Origin of the sequence: Alishewanella sp. WH16-1 (assembly GCF_001441695.1) — a bacterium.
Taxonomy (GTDB): domain Bacteria; phylum Pseudomonadota; class Gammaproteobacteria; order Enterobacterales; family Alteromonadaceae; genus Alishewanella; species Alishewanella agri.
Map to the genome: position 1 here is coordinate 150,947 of NZ_LCWL01000096.1, position 24,669 is coordinate 175,615.

Sequence of the window (24,669 nt, forward strand, 5' to 3'; positions counted from 1 at the left end):
TATGCAGGATTTATTGACCGCAAAACGTATCGCCGTCGTTGGGCTGGGCCAGTCAGGTCTGGCTACGGTGCGTTTTTTGCTGTCAAAAGGCATTAAACCGGTCTTGATGGATACCCGCAAGCAACCGGCAGGTCTGGAGCAGATCGCCGCCGAAAAAGTCGATGGTATTTATCTTGGTGAACTGGATGCCAACCGCCTGGCGCAGATGGAACTGATTATTGTCAGCCCCGGCTTGTCGGTAAAACATCCGGCACTGCGTTTTGCCAAATTACAGGGCGCGAAGGTGATCGGCGATGTTGAGCTGTTTGCCTGCTACAACACTAAGCCGGTGGTGGCTATTACCGGCTCTAATGGTAAGTCGACCGTAACTAAGCTCACCGAAGCGATGTTGCAGCACAGCGGCATTCAAGCGCTGGCGGCCGGTAATATCGGTTTACCGGTTTTGGATGCGCTGGCTAAAACCGAGACTGAGGTTTATGTACTGGAGTTGTCCAGCTTTCAACTGGAAACCATGGCTAGCCTGCAGTTAGTTGCCGCGGCCAATCTGAATGTCAGTGCCGACCATTTAGATCGCTATCAGGATCTGGCGGATTATGCTGCGGCAAAACAACGCATTTATCAACACAGTGCGCTGGCAGTATATAACGCCGATGATGCGCTAACTATACCCGCAGTGGCGACACAGGTCTTAGCCCTGAGTTTAACGGATAACAGCAGCGGTTTCGGTATCGTGCAACATCAGGGACAGGACTACCTGCTGGTGGCCGGTGAGCCTTTATTGCCCGTCACCGAAATGAGCTTATTTGGTAAACACAATCAGTTTAATGCGCTGGCCGCCGCGGCGTTAGCACTGGCAGCAGGTGCCAGTCGCCAGGCTATTGCCAGCACGTTGCGCAGTTTCCGTGGTCTGGCCCATCGCTGTGACCTGGTCGCAGAGCGCCATGGTGTGCGCTGGGTTAACGATTCTAAGGGCACCAATATTGGCGCCACTCTGGCTGCGCTGGCAGGTTTACGCAGCAGCGTGGCTGGTAAGTTGATCCTGATTGCCGGCGGTGACGCCAAGGGCGCCGATCTGACTGAACTGCAACCGGCATTGCAGCGCGATGTACAGCAATTGATTACCTTAGGCCAGGATGGGCCAGCCATTGCCGCCTTACTACCGGACAGTATTCAGGTTAAAACGATACAACAGGCGGTTAAAACCGCGGCTTCGCTGGCTCAGCCCGGTGATATGGTATTGCTGTCGCCGGCTTGTGCCAGCCTGGATATGTTTAAAAGCTATGCCGACCGCGGTGAACAGTTTGCTGCAGCTGTTCGGGAGTTAAAGCCATGAAAGTCATGTTATTAGGTGGTCGCTTTAACCCCTTGCCCCGCTTGGATAGCTGGTGGCAAAGCAAGGATCAGGGCACCTTTGACAATATTTTCCTGACGGCGCTGTTATTGGTGCTGGCCTTTAGCCTAGTGATGGTAACCAGTGCCTCCATCCCGGTGGCCGAGCGTTTATATGGCAACCCGCTGCATTTTACCATTCGTCATCTGATTTATATGGGCATGGGGCTGGTAGCTGCCTATGCTGTTACCCGGCTACCAGTCAGCTTCTGGCATAACTACAATATGCAGTTATTGTTTGCGGCGCTGGCGCTGCTGGTGGCGGTATTAGTCTTTGGTAAGAATGTGAATGGTTCGACGCGCTGGCTGGCGCTGGGGCCGATTAACGTGCAGGGTGCTGAGCCGGCTAAATTATTCTTCTTTACTTACCTGGCCAGTTATCTGGTACGCCGCCATGAAGAGGTGCGGGAAAACCTGATGGGCTTCCTGAAACCGTTGATTATGCTATTTGTGGTCGCGGTGTTGCTGTTGATGCAGCCTGACCTCGGCACCGTGATAGTGATGTTTGCCACTGCGGTGGTGTTGTTGTTTTTGGCCGGTGCCAAATTATGGCAGTTTATTGCGCTGATCCTGACCGGTCTGGCAGCCATTGCGGTGTTGATTTTCTACAGTGAATACCGCTGGCGCCGGGTTACAGCTTTTCTTGATCCCTGGGCGGATCCCTTTGGTAGCGGTTATCAGCTGACACAGTCATTGATGGCCTTTGGCCGTGGTGGCTGGTCCGGGCAGGGGCTGGGCAATAGTATTCAGAAGCTGGAGTATCTGCCGGAAGCCCATACCGACTTTATTATCTCAGTCATTGGTGAAGAGACGGGCTTTTTTGGTGTCGCGGTTTTATTGGGCTTGCTGTTTATCATAGTGTTCCGCGCCTTGATGATGGGTAACAGAGCACTGCAAAAAGGCATGAGCTTTCACGGCTTTCTGGCCTATGCCCTGGCAATCTGGATTGGTTTTCAAACCGCCGTTAACGCCGGTATGGCCAGCGGGATGATGCCAACCAAGGGTATGACGTTACCCTTTGTCAGCTATGGTGGCAGTAGCCTGATTATTATGCTGATGGCAGCCGCCTTGTTACTGCGGATTGACTTTGAAGTGCGTTTACAGGGTAAGCAAGCCGTCAGTGGAGGCAAGCATGAGTAAGCCGCTGGCATTGATTATGGCCGGCGGTACCGGCGGACATATTTTCCCGGCGCAGGCAGTAGCGCAGGCATTACAGCAAGCCGGCTGGGATATCGCCTGGCTGGGCACGGCAGAACGGATGGAAGCGAAACTGGTGCCGGAGTTTGGCTATCCGTTTTATAGCATTCAGGTAGCAGGCTTGCGTGGCAAAGGTCTGGCTTCGTTATTCAAAGCGCCGTTAATGCTGCTGCGCTCTGTGTGGCAAGCCCGGAGATTGATCAAGCAGTTACAGCCGCAGCTGGTGGTTGGTTTTGGTGGCTATGCCAGTGGCCCGGGAGGCGTTGCCGCCTGGTTAACTGGGGTGCCGCTGTTGATCCATGAGCAAAACGCGGTGCCGGGTAGCACCAATAAATTGCTGGCGCGTTTTGCGCAAAAAATTATGGTGGCGTTCCCGCAGGCTTTTGCCAGCTCGGTCAAGCAACAGTTAGTCGGCAATCCGGTACGACGTGACCTGATTGGCTGTCGGGAAAACCGCGCCGCAGCGCCGGAATTGCGCATCCTGATTGTGGGCGGCAGCTTAGGGGCGAAAGCGCTAAACGAACAATTGCCAGCGCAGTTAATCGCCCTGGCACAACAAGGGCCACTGGCGGTTAAACATCAGACTGGCGAAGCCATGTTGCAGCAGGTCACCGCTGCCTATCAGCCGCTGGTTGAGCAAGGCGTGACGGTTGAAGTCAGTGCTTTTATTAAAGATATGGCGGCGGCCTATCGTTGGGCTGATCTGGTGATTTGCCGCGCAGGTGCCCTAACCGTTAGCGAAGTGGCCGCAGCCGGTATCGCCGCAATCTTTGTGCCGCTGCCGACAGCGATTGATGATCACCAAACTGCCAATGCCCGCAGTTTGACCGAGCAAGGTGGTGGCTGGCTGGTACCACAGGCGCAGCTTGCAACACCGGGTGTGGTGCCAATTATCGCGGAATTAATGCAAAACCGAGCGCTGTTAACCGAGCGCGCTAACAAAGCCAGAGCATTGGCACTGGATAATGCCACCACGCAAGTGGTGGCGTTGTGTCAGCAAGTAACAGGACAAGCAGTATGATTACGACACTTCAGCAGAAAAAACAGGCTATGCGCCGGGTCGAGCGCATTCATTTTGTCGGTATCGGCGGTGCCGGTATGGGCGGTATTGCCGAAGTTTTGCTGAATGAGGGCTACAAAGTTAGCGGTTCCGATATCGCCAGCGGTGCGGTAACGGAGCGGCTGGCCGGGCTTGGGGCGGAGATTTTTATCGGCCACAGCGCGGCAAATATTCAAGGTGCCAGTGTTGTGGTGGTATCCAGTGCCATTAAAGCCGACAATCCAGAGGTGAGCAGTGCGCGGGAATTGCGCATTCCGGTGGTGCGTCGTGCCGAAATGCTGGGTGAGCTGATGCGCTTTCGCCATGGTATTGCCATTGCCGGTACCCATGGCAAAACCACGACCACCAGCCTGATGGCCTCGGTATTTGCCGAAGCCGGCGCCGATCCCACTTTTGTCATTGGTGGTCTATTAAATTCAGCCGGCTCCAATGCCCGCTTAGGTGCCGGCCGCTATCTGATTGCCGAAGCCGATGAAAGTGACGCCTCGTTTTTACATCTGCAGCCAATGGCGACAGTGATCACGAATATCGAAGCCGATCATATGGACACCTATCAGGGCGACTTTGAAAAACTCAAAGCCACCTATCTGGAGTTTTTACATAACTTACCTTTCTACGGTCTAGCGGTGGTTTGCCTCGACGATCCGGTGCTGCGGCAGCTCATTCCCTGTATTGGCCGTACCGTGCTGACCTATGGCTTTAGCGAGGATGCCGACTATCAAATTAGCGATTTTAGTCAAAGCGGCACCGTCAGCCAGTTTGTCATTACCGACCCGGCAGGCAATCAACGCGAGATCAGCCTGAATTTACCGGGCCGGCATAATGCCTTAAATGCCACTGCTGTGTTTGCCTTAGCTCAAGATGAGGGGATTGCCGAGCAGGCAATATTGGCGGCGCTCAGTAAATTTGAAGGCATTGGCCGGCGCTTCCAACAATATGGCGAATTTGACACCGGCCGTGGCAAGGTGCTGTTACTGGATGATTATGGCCATCACCCAACTGAAGTGGCCGCTACTGTTGCAGCGGTGCGTAGCGCCTGGCCAGAGCGGCGCTTAGTGATGTGTTATCAGCCACACCGTTATACCCGTACCCGCGATCTGTATGATGACTTTGTCCGGGTATTGTCCGAAGTTGATACGCTGTTACTGCTCGAGGTTTATGCCGCTGGTGAAGCGCCGATTCCGGGCGCTGACAGTCGCAGTCTGGCGCGCTCGATCCGCGCCCGTGGCCAGTTAGAACCCATTTATGTCGCTCAGCCGGCCGATCTGGCTGCCAGCCTGGCGGAAGTATTACAGGATGGTGATGTGGTACTGACTCAGGGCGCCGGCAATATCGGCGCCTTGGTGAAACAGTTAGCCGCCATGCAGCTGAATATAGAACAATTAAAAGCAACCAAGGGAGCTGCGCTATGAACCCTAACGCAAAAGTTGCCGTGATGTTTGGTGGCCGCTCAGCTGAGCGAGAGGTGTCTTTACGTTCCGGTAAGGCAGTGTTAGCAGCATTATTAGATGCAGGCATTAATGCCTTTGCTTTTGATCCGAAAGAGCAGCCGTTATCCAGCTTGCAGGCGGATCAAGTGTTTATTGTATTGCATGGTCGCGGTGGTGAAGATGGCACCATGCAAGGGGCTTTGCAGCAGCTGGGTTTACCCTACACCGGCAGTGGCGTGCTGGGTTCAGCGCTGGCGATGGACAAGATCCGCTGCAAATGGTTGTTTCAGGCGCAAGGCTTACCAACAGCACCATTTCTGGTAGTACGGCCAGGCGATACCGACTATGCCGCTATGCTACAGCAACTGGGTGGCAAAGTGATGGTAAAGCCAGCGAACGAAGGCTCCAGCATTGGTATGAGTGCCGCCAGTACCGCTGATGAACTGGCCACGGCAATAGCTACCGCCCATCAATATGATCAGGAAGTGCTGGTTGAGCGCTGGATTAACGGCCGCGAATTTACCATCGCGATTTTAAACGGGCAGGTATTGCCGATCGTGGAAATGCGCACCCCGCGGGCGTTTTATGATTACGAGGCTAAATATCAGGCCAATAGCACTGAGTATCTGTGCCCGGCGCCGCTCACGGCAGAGCTTACCGCAGCGATGCAACAAAGTGCGCTGGCAGCGTTTAACGCTGTGGGTGCCAGTGGCTGGGGCCGTGTCGACCTGATGCTGGATCAAAACGGACAGCATTATTTACTAGAGGTGAATACGGTGCCAGGCATGACCGAAAAGTCGCTGGTGCCGATGGCGGCCAAAGCCGCCGGTTACAGCTTCCAGCAGTTGGTATTGGCGATTTTACAGCAAGCGCAAAGTGCAAGGGGCTAAGTCGAAATGGCAGAGCAGGTTAGTGCAGCACCAACTAAAAGCCGGGCGGAATTTATCGCCGGTGTGGTGTTTTTTGCCTGCTCACTGATTTTTTTAATGTACCTGATCGCGACGCTGAAAAACTGGGTGCAGGATCAGCAAAGTGCGCCGATTTCGCAGGTCAAGCTCTATGGTAAGTTTCAGCAGCTGGATGCTGCCGAATTACAACAACGCTTACAACAAGAGTATGTGGGTAACTTTTTTCGGGTGAATGTGGATCAGGTGCAGCAGTTCCTGCAACTCCAGCCCTGGGTGTATCAGAGCGCCGTGCGCAAACTTTGGCCTGATACGCTGGTGGTGGTAGTGACAGAGCAGCAACCGGTAGCGGTATGGAATGGTGACCAGCTATTAAACGATAAAGGCCAGGTATTTACTGCGCCAATTCAACAGCTGGCTACAACCTTACCCTGGTTGCACGGCCCGCAAGGGGCCGAGCAGGATGCCCTGAACATGTTCAGTAAGATGCAGCAGTTATTAACACTGCATCAATTTCAGGTGCGCAAGGTGTGGTTAACTGAACGCTTTGCCTGGCGGTTGGAATTGGCCGATGGCCTTAGCTTGCAGCTTGGGCGGGAAGACACCTTAAAACGGCTACAGCGCTTTATTGAGCTGTATCCACAGATGCAACAACATCAGGCCGGGATGGCCGAAGTTGATTTACGTTATGACACGGGTATTGCCGTGCGCTATGCAGTAACAGACACTAAGAGAAAAACATGACAAAGTCAGCAGAACGGGATTTGATAGTCGGTCTGGATATCGGCACCTCGCAGATTAAAGCGGTGGTGGGCGAGATCACCGCAGATAACCAGCTTAGCATTGTAGGCGTAGGGACGCATGCGTCGCGCGGCATGGACAAAGGTGGCGTTAACGATCTGAACCTGGTGGTGCAGGCAGTGCAGCGGGCAGTGAATGAGGCCGAACTGATGGCCGATTGTCAGGTGTCGTCGGTGTATCTGGGCATTACCGGTAAACATATTCGCTGCCAGAATGAAAGCGGCATGGTACCGATTAACGATACCGAAGTGACCGCCGAGGATGTCGCCAGTGTGATTCACGCCGCTAAGTCGGTGCCGATTTCGGCTGAGCGCCGGATGCTGCATGTACTGCCGCAGGAGTTTTCAGTCGATATGCAGGAAGGGATTAAAAGTCCGGTCGGTATGTCTGGCGTACGCATGGAAGCCCGTGCCCATATCATTACCTGCGCCAATGATATGGCAAAAAATATCGAAAAATGTGTCGAGCGTTGTGGTCTGCATGTCGACCAGTTAATCTTCAGTGCGCTGGCCTCCAGCTATGCGGTATTAACCGATGACGAAAAAGAGCTGGGTGTCTGTGTCGTCGATATTGGTGGTGGTACTATTGATATTGCCATTTTTACCAATGGTGCTTTGCGCCACACCGCCGTGATCCCGGTTGCCGGTAATCAGGTGACCAGTGATATCGCCAAAATCTTCCGCACTCCAATCAGCCATGCCGAAGACATTAAGGTGCAGTACGCCTGTGCCTTGCGCAGTATGGTGGGTAAAGAAGAAAGCATCGAAGTACCCAGTGTTGGTGGCCGGCCGGCGCGTTCGATGTCGCGGCATACGCTAGCGGAAGTGGTAGAGCCACGTTATCAGGAATTATTTGAACTGGTGCAGGAGGAAATCCGCTCCAGTGGTTTAGAAGAGCAAATTGCGGCTGGTCTGGTGTTAACCGGTGGCACTGCCAAGATGGAAGGCGCGGTCGAATTTGCTGAAGATATTTTTCAGATGCCGGTGCGGCTCGGGTATCCGATGCATGTCACAGGTTTACGGGATTATGTCAGTGATCCGGCTTATGCCAGTGTCATTGGCTTATTACTATACGGCAAAGACGTACGCAGCCAACAAAAAGCTGCCGGTCAGAGCCGCGATACAGTCAGCGGGCTGTTTAAAAAAATCAGCAGCTGGTTTAACGGTCAGTTTTGAGTAAGCGTAATAAAACGGAGAGAGAGCTATGTTTGAGTTAATGGAAAACCACAGCGAAGAAGCTGTCATTAAAGTTGTCGGGGTTGGCGGTGGTGGCGGTAACGCTGTCGAGTATATGGTCGCCAGCAATATCGAAGGTGTAGAGTTTATTGCGGCGAATACCGATGCGCAGGCACTGCGTAATTCCTCAGCCAATGTGACGCTGCAACTGGGTGCTGCCGTAACCAAAGGTTTAGGTGCCGGCGCCAATCCGGAGATTGGTCGCCGCTCAGCGGAAGAAGATCGCGAAACCATCAAGAAAACGCTGCAAGGCGCTGACATGGTGTTTATCGCCGCGGGTATGGGTGGCGGTACCGGTACCGGTGCTGCGCCAATCGTTGCCGAAGTCGCGAAAGAGCTGGGCATTCTGACTGTTGCCGTGGTGACTAAACCCTTCCCGTTCGAAGGTAAAAAGCGCACCGCCTTTGCCGATGAAGGTATTGCAGAGCTGAGCAAGCATGTTGACTCGCTGATCACTATCCCGAACGACAAACTGTTAAAGGTGCTGGGTAAAGGCACCAGCCTGCTGGATGCGTTTAAAGCGGCCAATAATGTGTTGTTAGGTGCGGTGCAGGGTATCGCCGAATTAATTACCCGCCCGGGTCTGATCAACGTGGACTTTGCTGACGTACGTACTGTGATGTCAGAAATGGGTACTGCGATGATGGGTACCGGTCGTGCTACCGGCCCGGACCGGGCTGAAGAAGCAGCCGAGCAGGCTATCTCCAGCCCGCTGCTGGAAGATATCGATTTATCCGGCGCGCGTGGCATTCTGGTGAATATCACTGCTGGTCTGGATATCAGTATCGAAGAGTTTGAAACTGTTGGTAACGCAGTAAAAGCCTTCGCTTCTGAGAACGCGACCGTTGTCGTCGGTGCTGTTATCGATCCGGAAATGCGTGACGAGCTGCGGGTGACCGTCGTTGCCACGGGTATTGGTGCGGATCGCAAACCAGATATCAGCCTGGTACCAACGCATCACCGTGCCGAGCCGGTCAGCCACAGCTATGTACAGCATGGTAATACCATGCGTCAGAGCGCACCGCAGCCAGTAGTACAGCGTGAAGAAGTATTACAAACCAAGGTGCAACCTGAGCCAAAAGGCGGCGGTATTGATATTTTTGATATCCCGGCCTTTTTACGCAAACAGGCTGACTAATACCGAAAATTATGCGGTAGCAGTATGTGGTAACAGGTAGTGGCGATTTAAGCTTAGCAGTTAATGGAGTTCATTTGCTGTTCAGCCAATATTTGGCATAGTTGCAGTCATGTGCTATGCTTCGCGCCCATTTTGTTTGCTTAGTAAATGAGCAGGATAAAATTATGATTAAACAACGTACCATCAGCCAAACAGTCAGTTCTGTCGGCGTCGGGTTACACAAAGGGGAAAAGGTTACGCTTACTCTCCGGCCTGCACCCGATAACACCGGAATTATATTCCGGCGTGTAGACCTGGACCCGGTAATTGACTTTAAGATCACGCCATCACTGGTCGGTGATACGGTGATGTGTACCTGTTTAATTAATGAGCAGGGCGTGCGCCTCTCTACTACCGAACACCTGATGGCCGCTATCGCCGGTCTGGGCATCGACAATCTGGTGATTGATGTCGATGCGCCGGAAATCCCGATTATGGATGGTAGCGCCAATCCTTTCGTCTATCTGTTGCTGGAAGCAGGTATCAGCGAACAGCGACTGGCAAAAAAGTTTATCCGTATTAAGCAGACTGTGCGGGTAGAAGATGGCGATAAGTGGGCCGAGTTTAAGCCTTACAATGGTTTTAAACTGGACTTTGCCATCAGCTTCAACCACCCGGTCATTTCTGAAACCACCCAGCATCTGGTGATGGATTTCTCTGCTGCGGCCTTTATCAAAGAAATTAGCCGTGCCCGCACCTTTGGTTTCCTGCATGAAGTGGAATACCTGCGCGCTAACAACCTGGCGTTAGGTGGTAGCATGGATAACGCCGTGGTGCTGGACGAATACCGGGTATTAAACCAGGACGGCCTGCGTTACGACGATGAGTTTATCAAGCACAAAATTCTGGATGCCATTGGCGACCTGTACATGGCCGGTTACAGCATTCTGGGTGAATTCCGCTCTTACAAGACCGGTCACGCCCTGAATAACCAGCTGTTAAGTGCCGTGTTAGCTAACCAGGAAAACTGGGAATTTGTGACCTTTGAAGACAAAGCCGAGATGCCGATTTCGTTTTTGGCGCCGCAGTTGGCATAATGTTGAATGTTGAATGTTGAATGTTGAATGTTGAATGTTGAATTGGGCCGCTCTGCGGCCCGATTCGTTTTCAGGGTTTCAGTAAGCGCTGCAAAGCTTGTTGTACCGGGCCGTCACTGCTGGCGGCTAACGCGGCCAGTTGCTGACGATTCTGTTCGCTAAGACCACCTTTTTTCACCTGATAGGCTGCTGCTGCCTTTTCCTGCACACTGAACGGTTTATTCTGACCATTGGGCGAAACTTCGATGTCGAGACCCGCTAAATCAGGCAAGATTTTCTGCCGGAAATTGGCTAAAATGGCGTCGCGTTGCATTTTCAGGCGGGTGGCCCAGGCCGCTGAGCTGCATAAAATGACAGCCCGGCCATCTTTGATATTGGCAACCTGACAAAAGCCCAGTTGTGGCGTTTGCAACAGCTCGGCCAGAACCTGATTAAACTGGCTGAGCACGCTAAACTGCTGTTGAATACCCGATAGCTGACCGTGGCTTAACAGCCGGCTCAGATCTTCAGGTTTATGGTTATAGCGTTTCATCAGGCAAGGTACCACAGACAGATATCGGCAAAAATTGTAGCAGTTTTTTGCATACAGCCATAGCTTAAGCCTTGAAAGGCACTGTCTTTAGCGCCATATCCTGCTAACATCTGCCAACAACTGGCCTGGTGCGCAGGTAACAGCAAAAATTAATACTGGCGTCGCCAGGGCTGCAATCACCTTAGTTGCCTCAGCAAGCGGCGTAGGGCATGCAGTTTAAACTTAATATGGTATTGGGATAATGTTTGGAAATCTTTTCGCCAAAATAATTGGCAGCCGCAACGACCGTTTTCTGAAGAAACTGAAAAAATCCGTGGCGCAAATTAACGCGCTGGAAGCCGAATACGAAAAGCTGAGTGACGAACAACTAAAAAGTAAAACCAGCGAATTCAAACAACGGGTGCAAAACGGTACCAGTCTGGATGATATTCTGCCGGAAGCCTTTGCCACAGTGCGTGAAGCCAGTAAGCGCGTATTTGGCATGCGGCACTTTGATGTGCAGCTACTTGGCGGTATGGTGCTGCATCAGGGTAAGATTTCTGAAATGCGCACCGGTGAAGGTAAAACCCTGACCGCTACGCTGCCCGCCTATCTGAACGCGCTTAGCGGCAAGTCTGTACATGTGATTACTGTTAACGACTACCTGGCAAAACGCGATGCGCAAACTAACGAGCCGCTGTTTAGTTTCCTCGGTTTAACGGTTGGCGTTAACGTACCGGGCATGCCACATCCGGAAAAGCAAAAAGCTTATGCTGCCGATATTACCTATGGTACTAACAACGAGTTTGGCTTTGACTATCTGCGCGACAATATGGCGTTCTCACCGCAGGACCGGGTACAACGTGACCTGGCCTACGCCATTATCGACGAAGTCGACTCGATTTTAATCGACGAAGCCCGTACCCCACTGATTATCTCTGGCCCGGCCGAAGACAGCTCTGAGCTGTACAAGCAAATTAATAAGCTGGTACCGCTGTTGGAAAAACAGGAAAAAGAAGACGAAGAAGGCAAGCACGGTGATGGTCACTTTACCGTGGACGAAAAAGCGCGGCAGGTTTACCTGACCGAGCAAGGCCAGATCAAAGTTGAAGAGATGCTGCGCGAGCAGGGCATGATTGGCGAGCAGGACACCTTATTCTCCGCTGCGAATATCACCTTACTGCACCATGTTTATGCGGCCTTACGGGCGCACCAGCTGTTTAAGCGTGACGTGGATTACGTGATTAAAGACGGCGAAATCGTGATTGTTGATGAGCACACCGGCCGGACTATGGAAGGCCGTCGCTGGTCAGAAGGCTTACACCAGGCGGTGGAAGCCAAAGAGGGTGTACGGATCCAGAACGAGAACCAGACGCTGGCTTCGATTACGTTCCAGAACTACTTCCGTTTATACGACAAACTGGCCGGTATGACCGGTACCGCCGATACCGAAGCCTTTGAATTCCAGCAAATTTATGGCCTGGAAACCATAGTAGTACCAACTAATAAGCCGATGGTGCGTAACGATATGGCTGATTTGGTGTACCTGACGGCAGAAGATAAATACAATGCCATCATCGAGGACATCAAACAAGCACGCGATGCCAAGCGCCCGGTGTTAGTCGGTACCGCTTCGATTGAAAGCTCAGAGTACTTATCCAGCCTGCTACACAAAGCGAAAATTACCCACCAGGTACTAAACGCCAAGTTCCACGCTAACGAAGCGCAGATTATTGCCGATGCCGGCCGCGCCGGTACTGTTACTATTGCCACTAATATGGCCGGTCGGGGTACCGACATCGTGCTGGGCGGTAGCTTACAGGCTGAATTAAAAGCCTTGGGCGCGGAGGCTACAGACGAGCAAATCGCTGCCGCTAAAGCAGACTGGCAGCAGCGCCACGATGCGGTGATCGCGGCGGGTGGCTTGCATATTATCGGTACTGAGCGCCATGAATCCCGCCGTATTGATAACCAGCTTCGCGGTCGTGCCGGTCGTCAGGGTGACCCTGGCTCATCACGTTTTTATCTGTCGTTAGAAGATGCACTGATGCGTATTTTCGCATCGGATCGGATGGCCGGCATGATGCGTAAGCTCGGTATGGCACCGGGCGAAGCCATTGAGCACCCTTGGGTTAGCCGTGCTATCGAAAACGCCCAACGTAAAGTAGAAGCCCGAAACTTTGATATCCGTAAGCAATTACTGGAATTCGATGATGTTGCCAACGATCAGCGTAAAGTGGTGTATGAGCAACGTAACGACCTGTTAGACACCGCCGATATCAGTGAAACCATTCACGCTATCCGTGAAGATGTGGTCGAACGGGTGATTAACGAATATATTCCGCCACAATCGCTGGATGAAATGTGGGATATTCCGGGTCTGGAGCAACGCTTGCAAGCCGACTTTGGGGTTGAGCTGCCGATTGGTCAGTGGTTGAAAGACGATAAGAAACTGTTTGAAGAAAAACTGCGTGAGCGCATTCAGCAAGATGTCGGCGCCGCCTATGCCCTGAAAGAGCAAATGGTGGGGCCACAGGTGTTACGCCAGTTTGAAAAAGCCATTATGTTGCAAAGCCTCGATAGCCACTGGAAAGAGCATCTGGCGGCGATGGACCACTTGCGGCAGGGCATTAACCTGCGTGGCTATGCGCAGAAGAACCCGAAACAGGAATATAAGCGCGAAGCGTTTGAGCTGTTTACTACTATGCTGGAAAACCTGAAGCTGGATGTGATCGGCATTTTAAGCCGGGTACAGGTAAGGGCGTCTGAAGATGTGGAAGCGGTAGAAGAACAACGCCGTAAAGCCGATCAGGTACCACATCAGTATCAACACGCCGAAGCTGAGCATGTGGGTGGCGAGCTGCCGGAAGGCGTGCGAGGCAATGCGCCGGTGTATCGTGACGGCACTAAGGTAGGCCGAAACGATCCTTGTCCTTGTGGCTCTGGCAAAAAGTATAAGCAGTGCCATGGCCAGCTTAGCTAAGCCCTTACTGCATGTCGCGGTTGGCGTGATTTTGCGCCAACAGCAGGTGCTGTTGGCCAAACGCGCTGCCGGTAAGCATCAGGCGAACCGCTGGGAGTTTCCCGGCGGTAAGCTGGAGCAGGGCGAGACGGTAGCGGCGGCGTTAAAGCGCGAGCTGGCTGAGGAAATCGGCATTACAGTATTAGAGGCCGAGCCTTTTATGCAGCTGCAACATGAATATCCGGAGCGTTGTGTGTTGCTGGATATTTATCTGGTTACCGACTTTAGCGGCGAACCGCATGGCGCTGAGGGGCAGCCTTTATATTGGGCAGAGCTGAGTGAGCTGGACCAGTTATCGCTGCCCGATGCTAACCAGCCGATTGTTGAGCAATTGCAGGCGGCTTTTCTGGTTAGTGCTTAGCCGCTGCCATTAACCGCCAACCAGCCCTGAATACTCTCTAATCCCTGGTCACTCTTGAAAGAATTGGTTGTCTTTCGCCAGAAATTCCTGCTCTAACTCAGCCAGAAACTCTTCAGATAAGGCGGTATCAATCGGCTGTTTGTCGGGGATGCGGTGATTTTCTGCCGCCCAGTCACCTAAATCAATCAGCTTACAGCGCTCAGAACAAAATGGCCGGAACGGCGATTGCGCGCTCCAAATAACCGTTTTTTCGCAAGTAGGGCATTTTACCGTGGTGGTCATAGATATTCCTGCAGAGCTAACATCAGGCCCGCAGTTTAGCTTGGTTCTTAACAGCAAGCCAGTTGGAAGCGGATATCGTTACTACAAGCACTGCGGCCATCCTGCTCTGATAACTGCATAAAGCGGATTGCATAACGATAACGATTGCCACTGACCGTGGGGAAAGAGTAACAATCCTGAGAGTATTTAATCCGCAACAATTCAAATTGCTCTGCATTTTGCTGGTAAAAGCCGTTTTCCGCCTGCAGTTCTGTAAATTCACCGCGTTGGCGAATAAAGTTCAGCACAAAAGCCAACGTTTGTTCAGTAAGTGCCAGTTGTGCCAGCCAGCCACTAATTTGTTGCTGTTGCTCACTGGTTGGTAACTTTAGCCAATATTGCAGCTGCGGCACATCAAAGAAGCAGCAACCGCCTGGTAATGCAAACCGCTGGCGTAATGGCGCTAAAAATTTATCCTCTTTAAGTGACATTGCTAGCTTGCCACAACGGATCAGTTCCGTTTGAAAACGCAGAGCTTGTTGTAGTAATGGTTGCAGCTTTTTATCAGATACAGCGGGATGGCGCGACCATTGTACCAATTGGCTTTCGCAGCGTTCCAAATCTTTCAGCAGGTCTGGTTTAATATCATTGCGATCCAGCATATCGAGCAGGCTGAATAGGGTGCTAAAAAAGCTCAGTTGCTGCGCTTCATCCTGGCCAGTACGTAAGCTGGAAAGCTGGGTAAACAAATGCTCAACCCGCAAATAGGTGCGGATTTTGGTATTTAGCGGGTGTTCGTATACTATTTCAGCAGTCATCACTGCTCTTTGTGTCTTATTTCTCGGCTAAGTTCAAGATATTTTTCATGTAAATGCGCAATTTGTTCAGTGAGTTGCGACAAACTGCCATTATTGTCAATGATATCATCAGCCCGGGCCAGTTTTTGTTGCCGGCCCAGTTGCGCGGCCATAATGGCTTTTACCTGCTCAGCATTATTCTGATCGCGTGCTATGGTGCGTTTTAACTGGGTTTGCTCGCTAACATCGACCAGCAATACCCGGTCGCAGAATATATCCAGACCGTTCTCCAATAGCAAGGGAGCAACCAGCAGCGCATAGGGTGTAGGCAGGGCGGTTAACTGGGCAAACAGCTGCTCCCGGATCGCCGGATGCAGTAACTGTTCCAGCCAGAGTTTGGCGGTCTGGTCACTAAAGATGCGCTGGCGCAGCGCAGCGCGGTTTAAGCTGCCATCGGCCTGCAATAACTCAGCACCAAAGTGCTCGCTAATAGCGGCTAAGGCGGGTGTGCCGGGTGCGACTATTTCGCGTGCCACGATATCGGCATCAACATAACCAGCACCCAAAACACGAAACTGCTCGGCTACAGTGCTTTTACCGCTGCCGATGCCACCGGTTAAGCCAATCAGTAGTTTGCCGGTTAGCGTACTCATAGGCCGAGGTAAGACAGATAAGCGCCGGTAAGTTGTTCGCCCCATAAGATAGCAATCCAGCCTGCTGCTGCGATATAGGGGCCAAAGGGGATAGGCGTGGCTTTATCTTTACCCTGAATACTCAGCAGTGTTGCCCCGATCACCGCCCCTACCAGCGACGAGAGCAGAATAATCAAGGGCAGTTGTTGCCAGCCCAGTAAGGCACCAAAAATGGCTAACAGCTTAAAATCACCATAGCCCATGCCCTCTTTACCGGTTAGCAGCTTAAAGCCCCAATACACCGCCCACAGGCTTAAATAACCGCAAGCCGCACCTAAGATCGCCGTCGCCGGATCGACCAAGGCATGCTCGCTTAAACTAAATACTAAGGCCAGCCATAGTAGGGGCAAGGTAATCTGGTCTGGCAGCAGCATCTTATCGATATCGATAAAACTGAGGGCAACCAAACCAAAGGTGATCAGCAGCAAGATCGCGGCTGTGGTGGTGACGCCAAATTGCCAGGCAACCGTAGTGGCTAATAGCGCGGTCAGTAACTCTACGGCCGGGTAGCGGATACTGATCCTGGTATGGCAATGCCGGCAGCGGCCCTTTAGCCATAACCAACTTAAAAGCGGGATGTTATCGCGGGCTGTAATAGGTGTATGGCAACTGGGGCAGGCGGAGCGGGGCACGGCCAGGTTAAAACGCTCAGTTACTGCACTTGAGGGCGCTTGCTGAAAATAGGCCTGAAACTCAGCCTGCCATTCCCGCTCCATCATCAGTGGCAGGCGGTAAATTACCACATTTAAAAAACTACCGATGACCAGACTAAACATAAACACCAACAGCAGATACAACCAGCTGTGCTGTTGTAATAACAGGATAAATTCTGACATTAAACAATATTACCCATCTGGAAGATTGGCAGATACATAGCGATAATCAGGCCACCGATAATCACCCCCAGTACCGCCATAATCAGCGGCTCTAACAGGGCGGTTAGGCCATCGACGGCATCGTCGACTTCCTGCTCATAGATATTGGCGACTTTCGACAACATACTATCCAACGAGCCGGACTCTTCGCCAATCGATACCATTTGAATGACCATTTCCGGAAAACGATCGGTTTGCTTCATTGCAAAATGCATTTGATTACCTGACGAAACCTCGTCACGCACATCAAGAATCGCCTTTTTGTAAATTTCATTGCCAGAAGCGCCGGCCGCCGATTCCAGCGCTTCAATTAGCGGCACGCCGGCGGCAAAGGTGGTCGACAAGGTGCGGGCATAACGCGCTACTGCCGCCTTATTTAGAATCATGCCAAATACCGGGGCTTTGAGTAGCATGGCATCACAAGCCGTGCGGAATTGCAGATTATTGTTATAGCCTTTACCTGTGAGATAGCCAGCAACAATAATAGCGCCCAGCACCACCCACCAATACTTTTGCATTAACTCGGAAATACCGAGTACAAAAAGGGTAAAGCCCGGCAGCTCAGCACCAAAGCTGCCAAAAATTTCCGCAAACTGTGGCACCACAAAGATTAGCAATATGGAGGTTACAATACCGGCGACAACAACAACAGCAGCAGGGTAAAACATCGCTTTTTTAATTTTTGATTTTAAGGCTTCGGCTTTTTCTTTATAAATCGCAATCCGATCAAAGATTTTATCCAGGGCACCCGACTGTTCGCCCGATTTGACCAGGTCACAATAGAGATCATCAAAATACTTGGGATGCTCACGCAGCGTATCGGATAGCGGTAAACCGGCCTGAATTTTAACTGAGATTTTTTGCATTAATGTGCGCAGGCTTTTATTGTCAGAGCCATTGGCAATCAAATCGATAGATTGCACCAGCGGGACACCGGCGCCGAGCATAGTCGCGATCTGCCGGGTGACCACAGCAATATCCATTGCGGTAATACGCTTTTCATCGCCAAATAGCGATTTCGGTTTTTTCTTAACGGCAGATGGGGTAACGCCTTGCTGGCGTAGCAGCGCCTTGGCTTCGGCGATACTGGTGGCTTTAATTTCGCCGTTTTTCTTATCGCCTTTACGATTTACACCCTTATAGTTAAAGGTTTGCAGCTCTTTTATTTTAAATTTTGTATTTTGAGCCATCAGCAAGGATCCTTATCAGCTCTGTGTGCTACTTTGCAACAGTATAGCTCTTGTTATCAAAAAGTCTTATGTAAGCCAATAGCTTAACCTTTGGTTACCCGGTTGACTTCGGCCAGGCTGGTAACACCTGCCGCCGCCTTAATTAACCCCGACTGACGTAAATTATTAATCCCTTCCAGCTGGGCTTGCTGCGCAATATCCAGCGAGTTACCGTTTTCCATAATAATATCGGCCATTTTCGGGCTAATCGGCATCACTTCGTAAATACCGACCCGGCCTTTATAGCCGTTAGTACAGTGCTCACAGCCCACCGGCTTAAAGATAGTGATTTTATCCAGTTGGTCTTCGCGAAAGCCCTGACGTAATAATTCAGCTGCCGGTATATGCTCGGGTTGTTTGCATTTTGGGCATAAGCGCCGCGCCAGACGCTGGGCAATAATTAACGATACTGAACTGGCGACGTTATAGGCCGGTACGCCCATATTCAGTAACCGGGTTAAGGTTTCCGGCGCCGAGTTGGTGTGTAAGGTTGATAGCACTAGGTGGCCGGTTTGCGCTGCTTTAATGGCTATTTCTGCAGTTTCCAGATCGCGGATTTCACCGACCATTACCACGTCCGGATCCTGACGTAAAAAGGACTTTAATGCGGTAGCAAAGGTTAAACCGGCGCGTGGATTAACCTGCACCTGGTTAATGCCGGGTAAGTTAATTTCCACCGGATCCTCAGCGGTCGAGATATTGGTTTCTTCAGTATTTAAAATATTTAAGCCGGTATACAGCGATACCGTTTTCCCGCTACCAGTAGGGCCGGTAACCAGAATCATACCCTGCGGCTGCGCTAAGGCATCTAAATAACGTTTTTTTTGCTCCGGCTCATAACCCAGTATATCGATCCCCAGCATGGCGCTGTCGGAGTCGAGGATCCGCATTACAATTTTCTCACCCCACAGGGTGGGCAGGGTACTAACCCGGAAATCGATCGACTTTTTCGCCGATAGCTTAAGTTTAATCCGGCCATCCTGTGGTACCCGCTTCTCGGCAATATCTAATCGCGACATTACCTTTAGGCGTGCTGATAAACGGGTAGATAAGGCAACCGGCGGGCTGGCGACCTCGTTTAAAATGCCGTCAATCCGAAAACGGATGCGATAGCTTTTCTCGTAAGGTTCAAAGTGCAGATCCGAGGCGCCTTTACGGATGGCATCCAGCAATATTTTGTTAATAAAGGCGATAATGGGCTGGTCATCTTTATCCGGCTGCGCTGAGACGATATCGTCCTGCTCATCCTCCACCACCACACCCATGGCTGAGAGATCCCAATCCCCTTCAGCACCACCCAAACTGTCGTAAGCATTTTCAAACAGTTTATCTAGCAGCTTATGTAATTTGTCGTAGTGCACAACCACGACTTCAGCATTCATGCCGGCATTAAATTCAAAGTCTTCAATCGCCGCGATATTGGTCGGATCCACCACCGCCAGATACATAGTGCGGCCGCGTTTACTCAACGGCAGCATATCACTCTTGCGGGTCAGCTTTTCGTTACGCATATCTTCCGGAATAGAAGCTGGGTTAAACAGCTCCAGATCCAGCGTCAGATGGTTACCGATACTGGCCGCCACTTCATGCAAGGTGTCGGAATTAATCAGTTTTTCGTTAATTAGTAATTCGGGTAAGGTACGGTATTGGCGGGATTTTTCCAGAATGACGCGCTGAGCTTTATCGCCGTCGATAAAACTTTGCTGAATCAAACGTTTAAGAAGCGTGGAATTGGTATTCACCGCCATAATGGCTGCAGGCCCCGGAAATTATCCATAATCTATAGTACACAGATTATGCCAGTATCCCTTATATATTCAAGGTTTAACACTAGTTTGCTGCGAAAAGCGACCAAGGTCTTATTTAATATAGCACCAGGCTGGAAAACTGACTTAGTGCAAAACTGAGATTACAGAGTTGCGTTGGCTATCTGCTATTGTTACGCAACCCTGCTGCACCCGATAAACCGCTGCTCAGGATTGATATTTAGCAATCATTTTCGCCAACCTGCCATCCTGCTGTAACTTATCCAGCACCGCATTAATTTGCTGCAGTTGCTGTTCGCCGACACTGCCTTTACTTAACATCAGATAAACCTCCGACTCGGGCAGGCGTAAGCTGCTGGCACTAATATAACGATCCAGACCTTTGCGGCGTAAAATGGCGGTGGCAACCATACTGTCTTCCAGCAGCGCACTGATTTCTTCATCTAACAACCGTGCCATATTTAGCTCGCTAAGCTGGGCACTAACAAAAGACTCCGGCATCTGCCCCAGTAACTCGTCAACCTCAGTGCCATAAAAATAGCCACTAACTAAACCGATCTTATGCCCGGCCGACAGCATTGCCGCTAAATTGGGGAAATTAAGCTGAGCATCCTGACGTTGATACAACACAAACTGTTCTTGCCGGTAGGGCCGGGAAAACCAGGCATAACGCTCACGTTCGCTGCTAATCGACGCGCCGGGCAAGATATCCAGCTCGCCGCTTTGCAGTTTGCGCAGCAACGCAGCCCAGGTGTCTTGCTCCAGACTTAGCTCACAATTTAATTCGGCGGCCAGGGTTTGCAAAATTTCAATATCCAAGCCCTGAGGCTGCTGACCCTGCCCCAGGTAGTGGTATGGTTCCCAGGCATCAAAGCCAGCGCGTAACACACAAGCTGGGGGATTTTCGGCCGCAACGGGCGTTACCTCAGCGGCCGGGCCAGAGTTAGCAGCCGGTTTACAAGCAAGCAGGAGTAAAGATAACAACATAACCAACAGTAGAGGAAAGCTGCGCATGGCAAAGCTCCTTACAGGTTTTAGCGTCTCGTTAAGTGTAGCTGGCAGCCTTTAAACCGCCAGTTAAGTTTCGCCGCTTATGGCTGATATTTATCGCGACGAAACAGACGCTAAAACAAAGATAGCAGCTTAACGCTCAATGCCTTGCTGCGGTAGTTCAGCATTAATCAAACGGGCTAATGCCGGTTCTGGCGCCGCAAATTGAATACCTGCGGTTAAGCCATATTCGTCAATACGGGCATTACGGATAGTGCCATGCAGCATGACATTAAACTCGGCAACATCATGTGCAATATGGACTAAAACCGTCGCCAGCCGGATTAAATCAGGCTTGTACGGGGTTTTAAATAAGAAGCGACAGCCATTCGCAGAAATATCCACCAGGTGACCATCTACCTGTACCGGTTTGTCCAGTTTCTCCATCGACAAGCGCAAGCGGGCCGGCAGATAAATACTATTGCGTTTTTCGTTACGAAGCGCGCGTCGCTGCACCAGTGGAGGAAAATTAACCATAATAATTTTATCGGGGAAGCGGACGATATGCAGTAATTCACTGCGAAAGGCAAAGCATTCACCCAACGCATCCTCTACCAGAAAGCGACAGATTAATGGTAAGCCACTAAGTAACTGACTATCCGGGATCGCATCATCGTCCAATCGCAGTAACACATATTTGCCAGGCCGAAAGCCCAGCAATTCGCAGCTACAGCGAATTTTGCGCTGACTTAACAGCTCCAAATCAAAACGCTGACCGATCTTGATATAGTTTAGCCAGTCATTATTGTCACCACTAGGCGCCGGGCTTTCTTCGTACAGCAGCACAGAAGGTGGAACAGGCATAACTCATCCTTGGTTATAAAAAGAAAATCTAAAGTACTATGAAACATCTGCCGATAAAGGTCAACGGAATAATTTGCGAGTAATATGATAGCCTTAGCTACTATTAAGCGGTTAAATAAGCCGTTAAACCTAATCTGAGCTGGCCGCGAATATCAATACTCAGACGGGTTTGGTGTTAGGGATCTGGCCCAGCCGCTTTCTAAATGCCTGACCTTAGCCGATACTTAAGCACGACTATTTAACTCAGTCTGTGCTATGAAAAGCCTGCTTAGTTTGACCGCCGCGCTAATATTACTGCCGCTATTAACCGCCTGCGGGGTAGCACCGGCAAAAAACCAGCTGTCGTTACGGCTGGGTTTTTATGTCGCTGCGGATACGCCCTGTGCTAACGCCTCTAATGCGACGCTATTGCTATTGCGAGCCAATGGCATAGGTGGCGCCAGAGATTTTTGCCAGTTTCTCAGTATCCGGCAGCTTAACGCCCAAGACTTTTTGGTTACCGAATCCTGTGCCGACTTTCAAGCTTCCGAAGCTGAACAGCGGTTGGTGCTTTATCATGTTATCGATGCAGTAAGTTTTAAACTGAGCCGGGTTACTGCCGAACAGCCAGTATTAAGCCAACCAATCGATACAGACGTTTTCTATCAAGGTTATTATTGTCCGCAGTCGAGTTTGCCCGAACCCTGGCGCGATAATGATTTATCTGATTTGGGTATTAATATTAAGCCATAATAACCTGGGGAGCCCACAGGAGCTGGCCCTAAGGGTTTTCAGTTATACTACTATGTAAATAAATGATATTGTTCATTATCGTCTGCCGAAAGTGCTGCCAACACACTAAGGAGCAAATATATGCGTCTGTCTGATTATGAAAAATCAGTGATTTTTAAAGCGATCACCGCTGAGGATGCTAATGCCAAAGTGTTTTTATTTGGCTCTAGAGCAGACAATAATGCCAGGGGGGGAGATATCGACTTGCTGGTATTATCACAACACTTTGACAAGCAAAAACTGCGTGCCGCACGTTGGCGAATATTGGAACAACTCGGAGAGCAAAAAATAGATATCATCGCCAGTGCAGATGGCTCAGAACCTTTTGTGCAGTTAATTAAGCCAACCGCTGAGGAATTATCATTGTGAGCAGGTTAAGCTCGGCCTCGCATTTAGCTTTATGTGCATCACAGCTACAGGATGCCAGTAAATGGCTACAGCGCTCCTTTGAGCAGTGCCAGCCTATTGATATCACTAAGCCGCTTACAGCTGAACAGTATGATGCCTTAGAAAACCTTAGCAGCCGCTTTGCTCGTGTGGTGGATATTTTAATTAATAAGCTTTATCGCGCTATAGATGTCGCTGAATTGCTGGAAGCGGGTAGTTTAATTGATACCATTAATCGGGCAGTTAAAAAAGGGTTGCTTGAAGATAACCAAACAGCCAGGACACTGAAAGATATCAGAAATGAAATCGTACATGAGTATGTGGTAGAAAATTTAAAAAACCTGCAACTCGAGATTCTGCGTTATACCACCATTCTGCTTGAGTTGGTAAAGGTTGCATTGAGCTATATTGACGACAAACAGCTGACGCGCCATTAAAATTCAGAAGTTGCCGAATTTTGCCAGCGCTGGTTTGGTATCTGCCCCCGAGGGTTTCAGCTATACTCTGCTGATAAGATAATGTTTGAACAAGGAATAACGATGCAGGATATCCGCTGGCAGCAACGTTTTCAAAACTTTCAGCGCGCCTTTGGTTTATTGCGCGAGGCGATGGATCAGGATCTGAAGCAATTAAATCAGCTGGAGAAAGAGGGGATTATTCAGCGCTTTGAATTTACCTTTGAGCTGGCGTGGAAGGTGCTGAAAGACAAAATGGAGCATGATGGTTTGGTAATCGACCAAATTTCGCCGCGCGCCGTTGTCAGATTGGCCTATCAGGCTAAATATATCGCCGATGCGGAGGTATGGCTGCGAATGATAGGGGATCGTAACTTAATGAGCCACACTTATGACAGCGCTAAGTTTGAACTGGTGTTGCAAGCCATTGCCAGCGACTATTTACCAATGCTAACGGAGTGGCAACTCGGGCTATTAGAAGAAATCGTTCAGGGTCAGGAATGAAGCCGCAGTTTGGTTTGTCGCCGCAGCAGTATGCTGAATTGCTGAGTACTTTAAAGCAGTTCCCGGCAATTGAGTCGGCAATTATTTTTGGCTCCCGTGCTAAGGGTACCATGCACGAACGCAGTGATATTGATCTGGCGGTAACGGGCAAAGCGCTCGACAGGCATATGCTGGCAGAGTTAATGCTGGCTTTTGATGATAGTAATTTGCCGTTCCAGGTGGATATACAACCGCTATCCGATATTCAGAACCCGGCATTGCTCGAGCATATCAGTCGCATTGGTCAGGTAATCTATCCTTAGTTTTCGTCGTTGGTAGTTGTTCGGTATCTGACCCCGAAGGTTAAAGGTTTGACCCCGAAGGTTTAGGTTTGCAAGGATGAAAAGATACGCGCACTGGCGTGCGCGCGGGTTCGGTTACGCTATTGACACCGAGAGGCTAATGGGTGACCCCGAAACAACGAAAAACAACGAACAACGGAAACGAACGGACCGGAACAAACGGCAAACGGTATCTGACCCCGAAAAAGGTTTGGTTCAGCGCTCTACCTCTTTAAAAGCACCAGAGACATATTTATGCAGGATGCTACTTACCAACGATTGATAAGGTAGTCCTTGCTCAAGTGCTCGCCGCTGGATAACTTCCAAATCACGTACCGAAATCCGCACACTGATTTTTCGGTCTTGTTCGATATTATTGGCAGCGAGTTGCATTAGTGCATTTTTCCGCTCAGGGGAAAAATCTGAAATCAGTTCTTCTGCCACAAAATCATTGATAAGGTCCTGTTCGTCAGCGGTATATTTTGGATCGTGCATAGAATTTACCTCAAATACTGCTTGGTTGCTTTACGGCTTGGAATAATCGTTTTCAAAAAAAGTTCATGCTCAGTCTCTACATACGGGACTAAGCAAGCCTGCTGGCCGATTTGCACGACCATAATACGCTGGTTAGGG

Annotated in this window: 26 protein-coding genes; 16 read left to right on the forward strand and 10 right to left on the reverse strand. The window is 50.6% G+C overall.

Features of this window, described 5'->3' with window-relative positions:
• Nucleotide 1: 1 nt before the first annotated feature.
• The 9 genes from murD (at nt 2) to lpxC (ending at nt 10,231) form a co-directional block, all read left to right on the forward strand.
• The gene (gene murD / locus AAY72_RS09640; RefSeq protein WP_057787136.1) at nt 2–1,333 is read left to right on the forward strand and encodes a UDP-N-acetylmuramoyl-L-alanine--D-glutamate ligase; all 1,332 of its coding nucleotides are present in this window, start codon (nt 2–4) and stop codon (nt 1,331–1,333) included.
• Nucleotides 1,330–2,529 carry a putative lipid II flippase FtsW gene (gene ftsW / locus AAY72_RS09645; RefSeq protein ID WP_057787138.1) on the forward strand — a complete coding sequence of 400 codons (1,200 nt, stop codon included), beginning with the start codon at nt 1,330–1,332 and terminating at the stop codon, nt 2,527–2,529. Before murD ends, ftsW begins: the two co-directional genes overlap by 4 nt.
• On the forward strand, nt 2,522–3,607 hold the full coding sequence (gene murG / locus AAY72_RS09650; protein WP_057787140.1) for an undecaprenyldiphospho-muramoylpentapeptide beta-N-acetylglucosaminyltransferase: 1,086 nt from the start codon (nt 2,522–2,524) through the stop codon (nt 3,605–3,607). The genes ftsW and murG overlap by 8 nt, the downstream gene beginning before the upstream one ends.
• Complete coding sequence (gene murC, locus AAY72_RS09655; RefSeq protein WP_057787142.1) at nt 3,604–5,058, forward strand: UDP-N-acetylmuramate--L-alanine ligase; 1,455 nt, start codon at nt 3,604–3,606, stop codon at nt 5,056–5,058. Before murG ends, murC begins: the two co-directional genes overlap by 4 nt.
• Nucleotides 5,055–5,966, forward strand: a complete 912-nt coding sequence (locus AAY72_RS09660) for a D-alanine--D-alanine ligase (RefSeq protein WP_057787144.1) — start codon at nt 5,055–5,057, stop codon at nt 5,964–5,966. The genes murC and AAY72_RS09660 overlap by 4 nt, the downstream gene beginning before the upstream one ends.
• A gap of 6 nt (nt 5,967–5,972) precedes the next feature.
• The gene (locus AAY72_RS09665) at nt 5,973–6,725 is read left to right on the forward strand and encodes a cell division protein FtsQ/DivIB (protein ID WP_008984702.1); all 753 of its coding nucleotides are present in this window, start codon (nt 5,973–5,975) and stop codon (nt 6,723–6,725) included.
• Nucleotides 6,722–7,957, forward strand: coding sequence for a cell division protein FtsA (gene ftsA, locus AAY72_RS09670; protein ID WP_008984701.1), 1,236 nt, complete (start codon nt 6,722–6,724; stop codon nt 7,955–7,957). The genes AAY72_RS09665 and ftsA overlap by 4 nt, the downstream gene beginning before the upstream one ends.
• A gap of 28 nt (nt 7,958–7,985) precedes the next feature.
• The gene (ftsZ, locus tag AAY72_RS09675; RefSeq protein WP_008950268.1) at nt 7,986–9,155 is read left to right on the forward strand and encodes a cell division protein FtsZ; all 1,170 of its coding nucleotides are present in this window, start codon (nt 7,986–7,988) and stop codon (nt 9,153–9,155) included.
• 164 nt (nt 9,156–9,319) lie between these two features.
• Complete coding sequence (gene lpxC, locus AAY72_RS09680) at nt 9,320–10,231, forward strand: UDP-3-O-acyl-N-acetylglucosamine deacetylase (RefSeq protein ID WP_008950267.1); 912 nt, start codon at nt 9,320–9,322, stop codon at nt 10,229–10,231.
• Between the two features lie 70 nt (nt 10,232–10,301).
• Here the strand turns inward: lpxC and AAY72_RS09685 are convergent, their stop codons facing one another.
• Nucleotides 10,302–10,763 carry a DUF721 domain-containing protein gene (locus tag AAY72_RS09685; protein ID WP_008984700.1) on the reverse strand — a complete coding sequence of 154 codons (462 nt, stop codon included), beginning with the start codon at nt 10,761–10,763 and terminating at the stop codon, nt 10,302–10,304.
• A 241-nt stretch (nt 10,764–11,004) separates the two neighbouring features.
• Here AAY72_RS09685 and secA point away from each other — a divergent pair, with 241 nt between their 5' ends.
• Nucleotides 11,005–13,725 carry a preprotein translocase subunit SecA gene (gene secA / locus AAY72_RS09690; protein ID WP_057787147.1) on the forward strand — a complete coding sequence of 907 codons (2,721 nt, stop codon included), beginning with the start codon at nt 11,005–11,007 and terminating at the stop codon, nt 13,723–13,725.
• Nucleotides 13,709–14,125, forward strand: a complete 417-nt coding sequence (gene mutT, locus AAY72_RS09695; RefSeq protein ID WP_057787149.1) for an 8-oxo-dGTP diphosphatase MutT — start codon at nt 13,709–13,711, stop codon at nt 14,123–14,125. The genes secA and mutT overlap by 17 nt, the downstream gene beginning before the upstream one ends.
• A 48-nt stretch (nt 14,126–14,173) precedes the next feature.
• On the opposite strand, the gene yacG is transcribed toward mutT, so the two are convergent.
• The 8 genes from yacG to AAY72_RS09735 all read right to left on the reverse strand — a co-directional run bounded on the left by yacG (nt 14,174) and on the right by AAY72_RS09735 (nt 21,599).
• Nucleotides 14,174–14,407 (reverse strand): DNA gyrase inhibitor YacG, encoded by a 234-nt coding sequence (yacG, locus tag AAY72_RS09700; RefSeq protein ID WP_057787151.1) that lies wholly within the window; start codon nt 14,405–14,407, stop codon nt 14,174–14,176.
• A 47-nt stretch (nt 14,408–14,454) separates the two neighbouring features.
• A complete protein-coding gene (gene zapD / locus AAY72_RS09705) occupies nt 14,455–15,204 on the reverse strand; it encodes a cell division protein ZapD (protein WP_057787153.1) in 750 nt (249 codons plus the stop codon).
• The gene (gene coaE / locus AAY72_RS09710) at nt 15,204–15,836 is read right to left on the reverse strand and encodes a dephospho-CoA kinase (RefSeq protein ID WP_057787156.1); all 633 of its coding nucleotides are present in this window, start codon (nt 15,834–15,836) and stop codon (nt 15,204–15,206) included. Before coaE ends, zapD begins: the two co-directional genes overlap by 1 nt.
• Complete coding sequence (locus tag AAY72_RS09715; protein ID WP_057787158.1) at nt 15,833–16,711, reverse strand: A24 family peptidase; 879 nt, start codon at nt 16,709–16,711, stop codon at nt 15,833–15,835. Before AAY72_RS09715 ends, coaE begins: the two co-directional genes overlap by 4 nt.
• The gene (locus AAY72_RS09720) at nt 16,711–17,940 is read right to left on the reverse strand and encodes a type II secretion system F family protein (protein WP_057787160.1); all 1,230 of its coding nucleotides are present in this window, start codon (nt 17,938–17,940) and stop codon (nt 16,711–16,713) included. Before AAY72_RS09720 ends, AAY72_RS09715 begins: the two co-directional genes overlap by 1 nt.
• A gap of 83 nt (nt 17,941–18,023) precedes the next feature.
• Nucleotides 18,024–19,727: a type IV-A pilus assembly ATPase PilB gene (pilB, locus tag AAY72_RS09725; protein WP_057787162.1), complete on the reverse strand. Its 1,704-nt coding sequence runs from the start codon at nt 19,725–19,727 to the stop codon at nt 18,024–18,026.
• 225 nt (nt 19,728–19,952) lie between these two features.
• Complete coding sequence (locus AAY72_RS09730; protein WP_057787164.1) at nt 19,953–20,759, reverse strand: ABC transporter substrate-binding protein; 807 nt, start codon at nt 20,757–20,759, stop codon at nt 19,953–19,955.
• Between the two features lie 129 nt (nt 20,760–20,888).
• Entirely contained in the window at nt 20,889–21,599 is a 711-nt protein-coding gene (locus AAY72_RS09735; protein WP_057787166.1) for a PilZ domain-containing protein, read from the reverse strand.
• Between the two features lie 255 nt (nt 21,600–21,854).
• On the opposite strand from AAY72_RS09735, the gene AAY72_RS09740 reads away from it, so the two are divergent.
• The 5 genes from AAY72_RS09740 (at nt 21,855) to AAY72_RS09760 (ending at nt 24,018) form a co-directional block, all read left to right on the forward strand.
• Nucleotides 21,855–22,331 carry a hypothetical protein gene (locus tag AAY72_RS09740; RefSeq protein ID WP_057787168.1) on the forward strand — a complete coding sequence of 159 codons (477 nt, stop codon included), beginning with the start codon at nt 21,855–21,857 and terminating at the stop codon, nt 22,329–22,331.
• Between the two features lie 120 nt (nt 22,332–22,451).
• Nucleotides 22,452–22,739: a nucleotidyltransferase domain-containing protein gene (locus tag AAY72_RS09745; protein ID WP_057787170.1), complete on the forward strand. Its 288-nt coding sequence runs from the start codon at nt 22,452–22,454 to the stop codon at nt 22,737–22,739.
• Nucleotides 22,736–23,194 carry a hypothetical protein gene (locus tag AAY72_RS09750; protein WP_057787172.1) on the forward strand — a complete coding sequence of 153 codons (459 nt, stop codon included), beginning with the start codon at nt 22,736–22,738 and terminating at the stop codon, nt 23,192–23,194. The genes AAY72_RS09745 and AAY72_RS09750 overlap by 4 nt, the downstream gene beginning before the upstream one ends.
• A 102-nt stretch (nt 23,195–23,296) precedes the next feature.
• On the forward strand, nt 23,297–23,716 hold the full coding sequence (locus tag AAY72_RS09755; protein WP_057787174.1) for a nucleotidyltransferase substrate binding protein: 420 nt from the start codon (nt 23,297–23,299) through the stop codon (nt 23,714–23,716).
• Nucleotides 23,713–24,018 carry a nucleotidyltransferase domain-containing protein gene (locus AAY72_RS09760; protein ID WP_057787176.1) on the forward strand — a complete coding sequence of 102 codons (306 nt, stop codon included), beginning with the start codon at nt 23,713–23,715 and terminating at the stop codon, nt 24,016–24,018. Before AAY72_RS09755 ends, AAY72_RS09760 begins: the two co-directional genes overlap by 4 nt.
• Before the next feature lie 234 nt (nt 24,019–24,252).
• On the opposite strand, the gene AAY72_RS09765 is transcribed toward AAY72_RS09760, so the two are convergent.
• Nucleotides 24,253–24,531: a CopG family antitoxin gene (locus tag AAY72_RS09765; RefSeq protein ID WP_008606764.1), complete on the reverse strand. Its 279-nt coding sequence runs from the start codon at nt 24,529–24,531 to the stop codon at nt 24,253–24,255.
• Between the last annotated feature and the right edge of the window lie 138 nt (nt 24,532–24,669).

What these genes read in the sequence shown, in the direction of transcription:
- murD (WP_057787136.1), top strand. Translation starts at nt 2, where the DNA reads ATGCAGGATTTATTGACCGCAAAACGTATCGCCGTCGTTGGGCTGGGC.
- ftsW (WP_057787138.1), top strand. Translation starts at nt 1,330, where the DNA reads ATGAAAGTCATGTTATTAGGTGGTCGCTTTAACCCCTTGCCCCGCTTG.
- murG (WP_057787140.1), top strand. Translation starts at nt 2,522, where the DNA reads ATGAGTAAGCCGCTGGCATTGATTATGGCCGGCGGTACCGGCGGACAT.
- murC (WP_057787142.1), top strand. Translation starts at nt 3,604, where the DNA reads ATGATTACGACACTTCAGCAGAAAAAACAGGCTATGCGCCGGGTCGAG.
- AAY72_RS09660 (WP_057787144.1), top strand. Translation starts at nt 5,055, where the DNA reads ATGAACCCTAACGCAAAAGTTGCCGTGATGTTTGGTGGCCGCTCAGCT.
- AAY72_RS09665 (WP_008984702.1), top strand. Translation starts at nt 5,973, where the DNA reads ATGGCAGAGCAGGTTAGTGCAGCACCAACTAAAAGCCGGGCGGAATTT.
- ftsA (WP_008984701.1), top strand. Translation starts at nt 6,722, where the DNA reads ATGACAAAGTCAGCAGAACGGGATTTGATAGTCGGTCTGGATATCGGC.
- ftsZ (WP_008950268.1), top strand. Translation starts at nt 7,986, where the DNA reads ATGTTTGAGTTAATGGAAAACCACAGCGAAGAAGCTGTCATTAAAGTT.
- lpxC (WP_008950267.1), top strand. Translation starts at nt 9,320, where the DNA reads ATGATTAAACAACGTACCATCAGCCAAACAGTCAGTTCTGTCGGCGTC.
- AAY72_RS09685 (WP_008984700.1), bottom strand. Translation starts at nt 10,763, where the DNA reads ATGAAACGCTATAACCATAAACCTGAAGATCTGAGCCGGCTGTTAAGC.
- secA (WP_057787147.1), top strand. Translation starts at nt 11,005, where the DNA reads ATGTTTGGAAATCTTTTCGCCAAAATAATTGGCAGCCGCAACGACCGT.
- mutT (WP_057787149.1), top strand. Translation starts at nt 13,709, where the DNA reads ATGGCCAGCTTAGCTAAGCCCTTACTGCATGTCGCGGTTGGCGTGATT.
- yacG (WP_057787151.1), bottom strand. Translation starts at nt 14,407, where the DNA reads ATGACCACCACGGTAAAATGCCCTACTTGCGAAAAAACGGTTATTTGG.
- zapD (WP_057787153.1), bottom strand. Translation starts at nt 15,204, where the DNA reads ATGACTGCTGAAATAGTATACGAACACCCGCTAAATACCAAAATCCGC.
- coaE (WP_057787156.1), bottom strand. Translation starts at nt 15,836, where the DNA reads ATGAGTACGCTAACCGGCAAACTACTGATTGGCTTAACCGGTGGCATC.
- AAY72_RS09715 (WP_057787158.1), bottom strand. Translation starts at nt 16,711, where the DNA reads ATGTCAGAATTTATCCTGTTATTACAACAGCACAGCTGGTTGTATCTG.
- AAY72_RS09720 (WP_057787160.1), bottom strand. Translation starts at nt 17,940, where the DNA reads ATGGCTCAAAATACAAAATTTAAAATAAAAGAGCTGCAAACCTTTAAC.
- pilB (WP_057787162.1), bottom strand. Translation starts at nt 19,727, where the DNA reads ATGGCGGTGAATACCAATTCCACGCTTCTTAAACGTTTGATTCAGCAA.
- AAY72_RS09730 (WP_057787164.1), bottom strand. Translation starts at nt 20,759, where the DNA reads ATGCGCAGCTTTCCTCTACTGTTGGTTATGTTGTTATCTTTACTCCTG.
- AAY72_RS09735 (WP_057787166.1), bottom strand. Translation starts at nt 21,599, where the DNA reads ATGCCTGTTCCACCTTCTGTGCTGCTGTACGAAGAAAGCCCGGCGCCT.
- AAY72_RS09740 (WP_057787168.1), top strand. Translation starts at nt 21,855, where the DNA reads ATGAAAAGCCTGCTTAGTTTGACCGCCGCGCTAATATTACTGCCGCTA.
- AAY72_RS09745 (WP_057787170.1), top strand. Translation starts at nt 22,452, where the DNA reads ATGCGTCTGTCTGATTATGAAAAATCAGTGATTTTTAAAGCGATCACC.
- AAY72_RS09755 (WP_057787174.1), top strand. Translation starts at nt 23,297, where the DNA reads ATGCAGGATATCCGCTGGCAGCAACGTTTTCAAAACTTTCAGCGCGCC.
- AAY72_RS09760 (WP_057787176.1), top strand. Translation starts at nt 23,713, where the DNA reads ATGAAGCCGCAGTTTGGTTTGTCGCCGCAGCAGTATGCTGAATTGCTG.
- AAY72_RS09765 (WP_008606764.1), bottom strand. Translation starts at nt 24,531, where the DNA reads ATGCACGATCCAAAATATACCGCTGACGAACAGGACCTTATCAATGAT.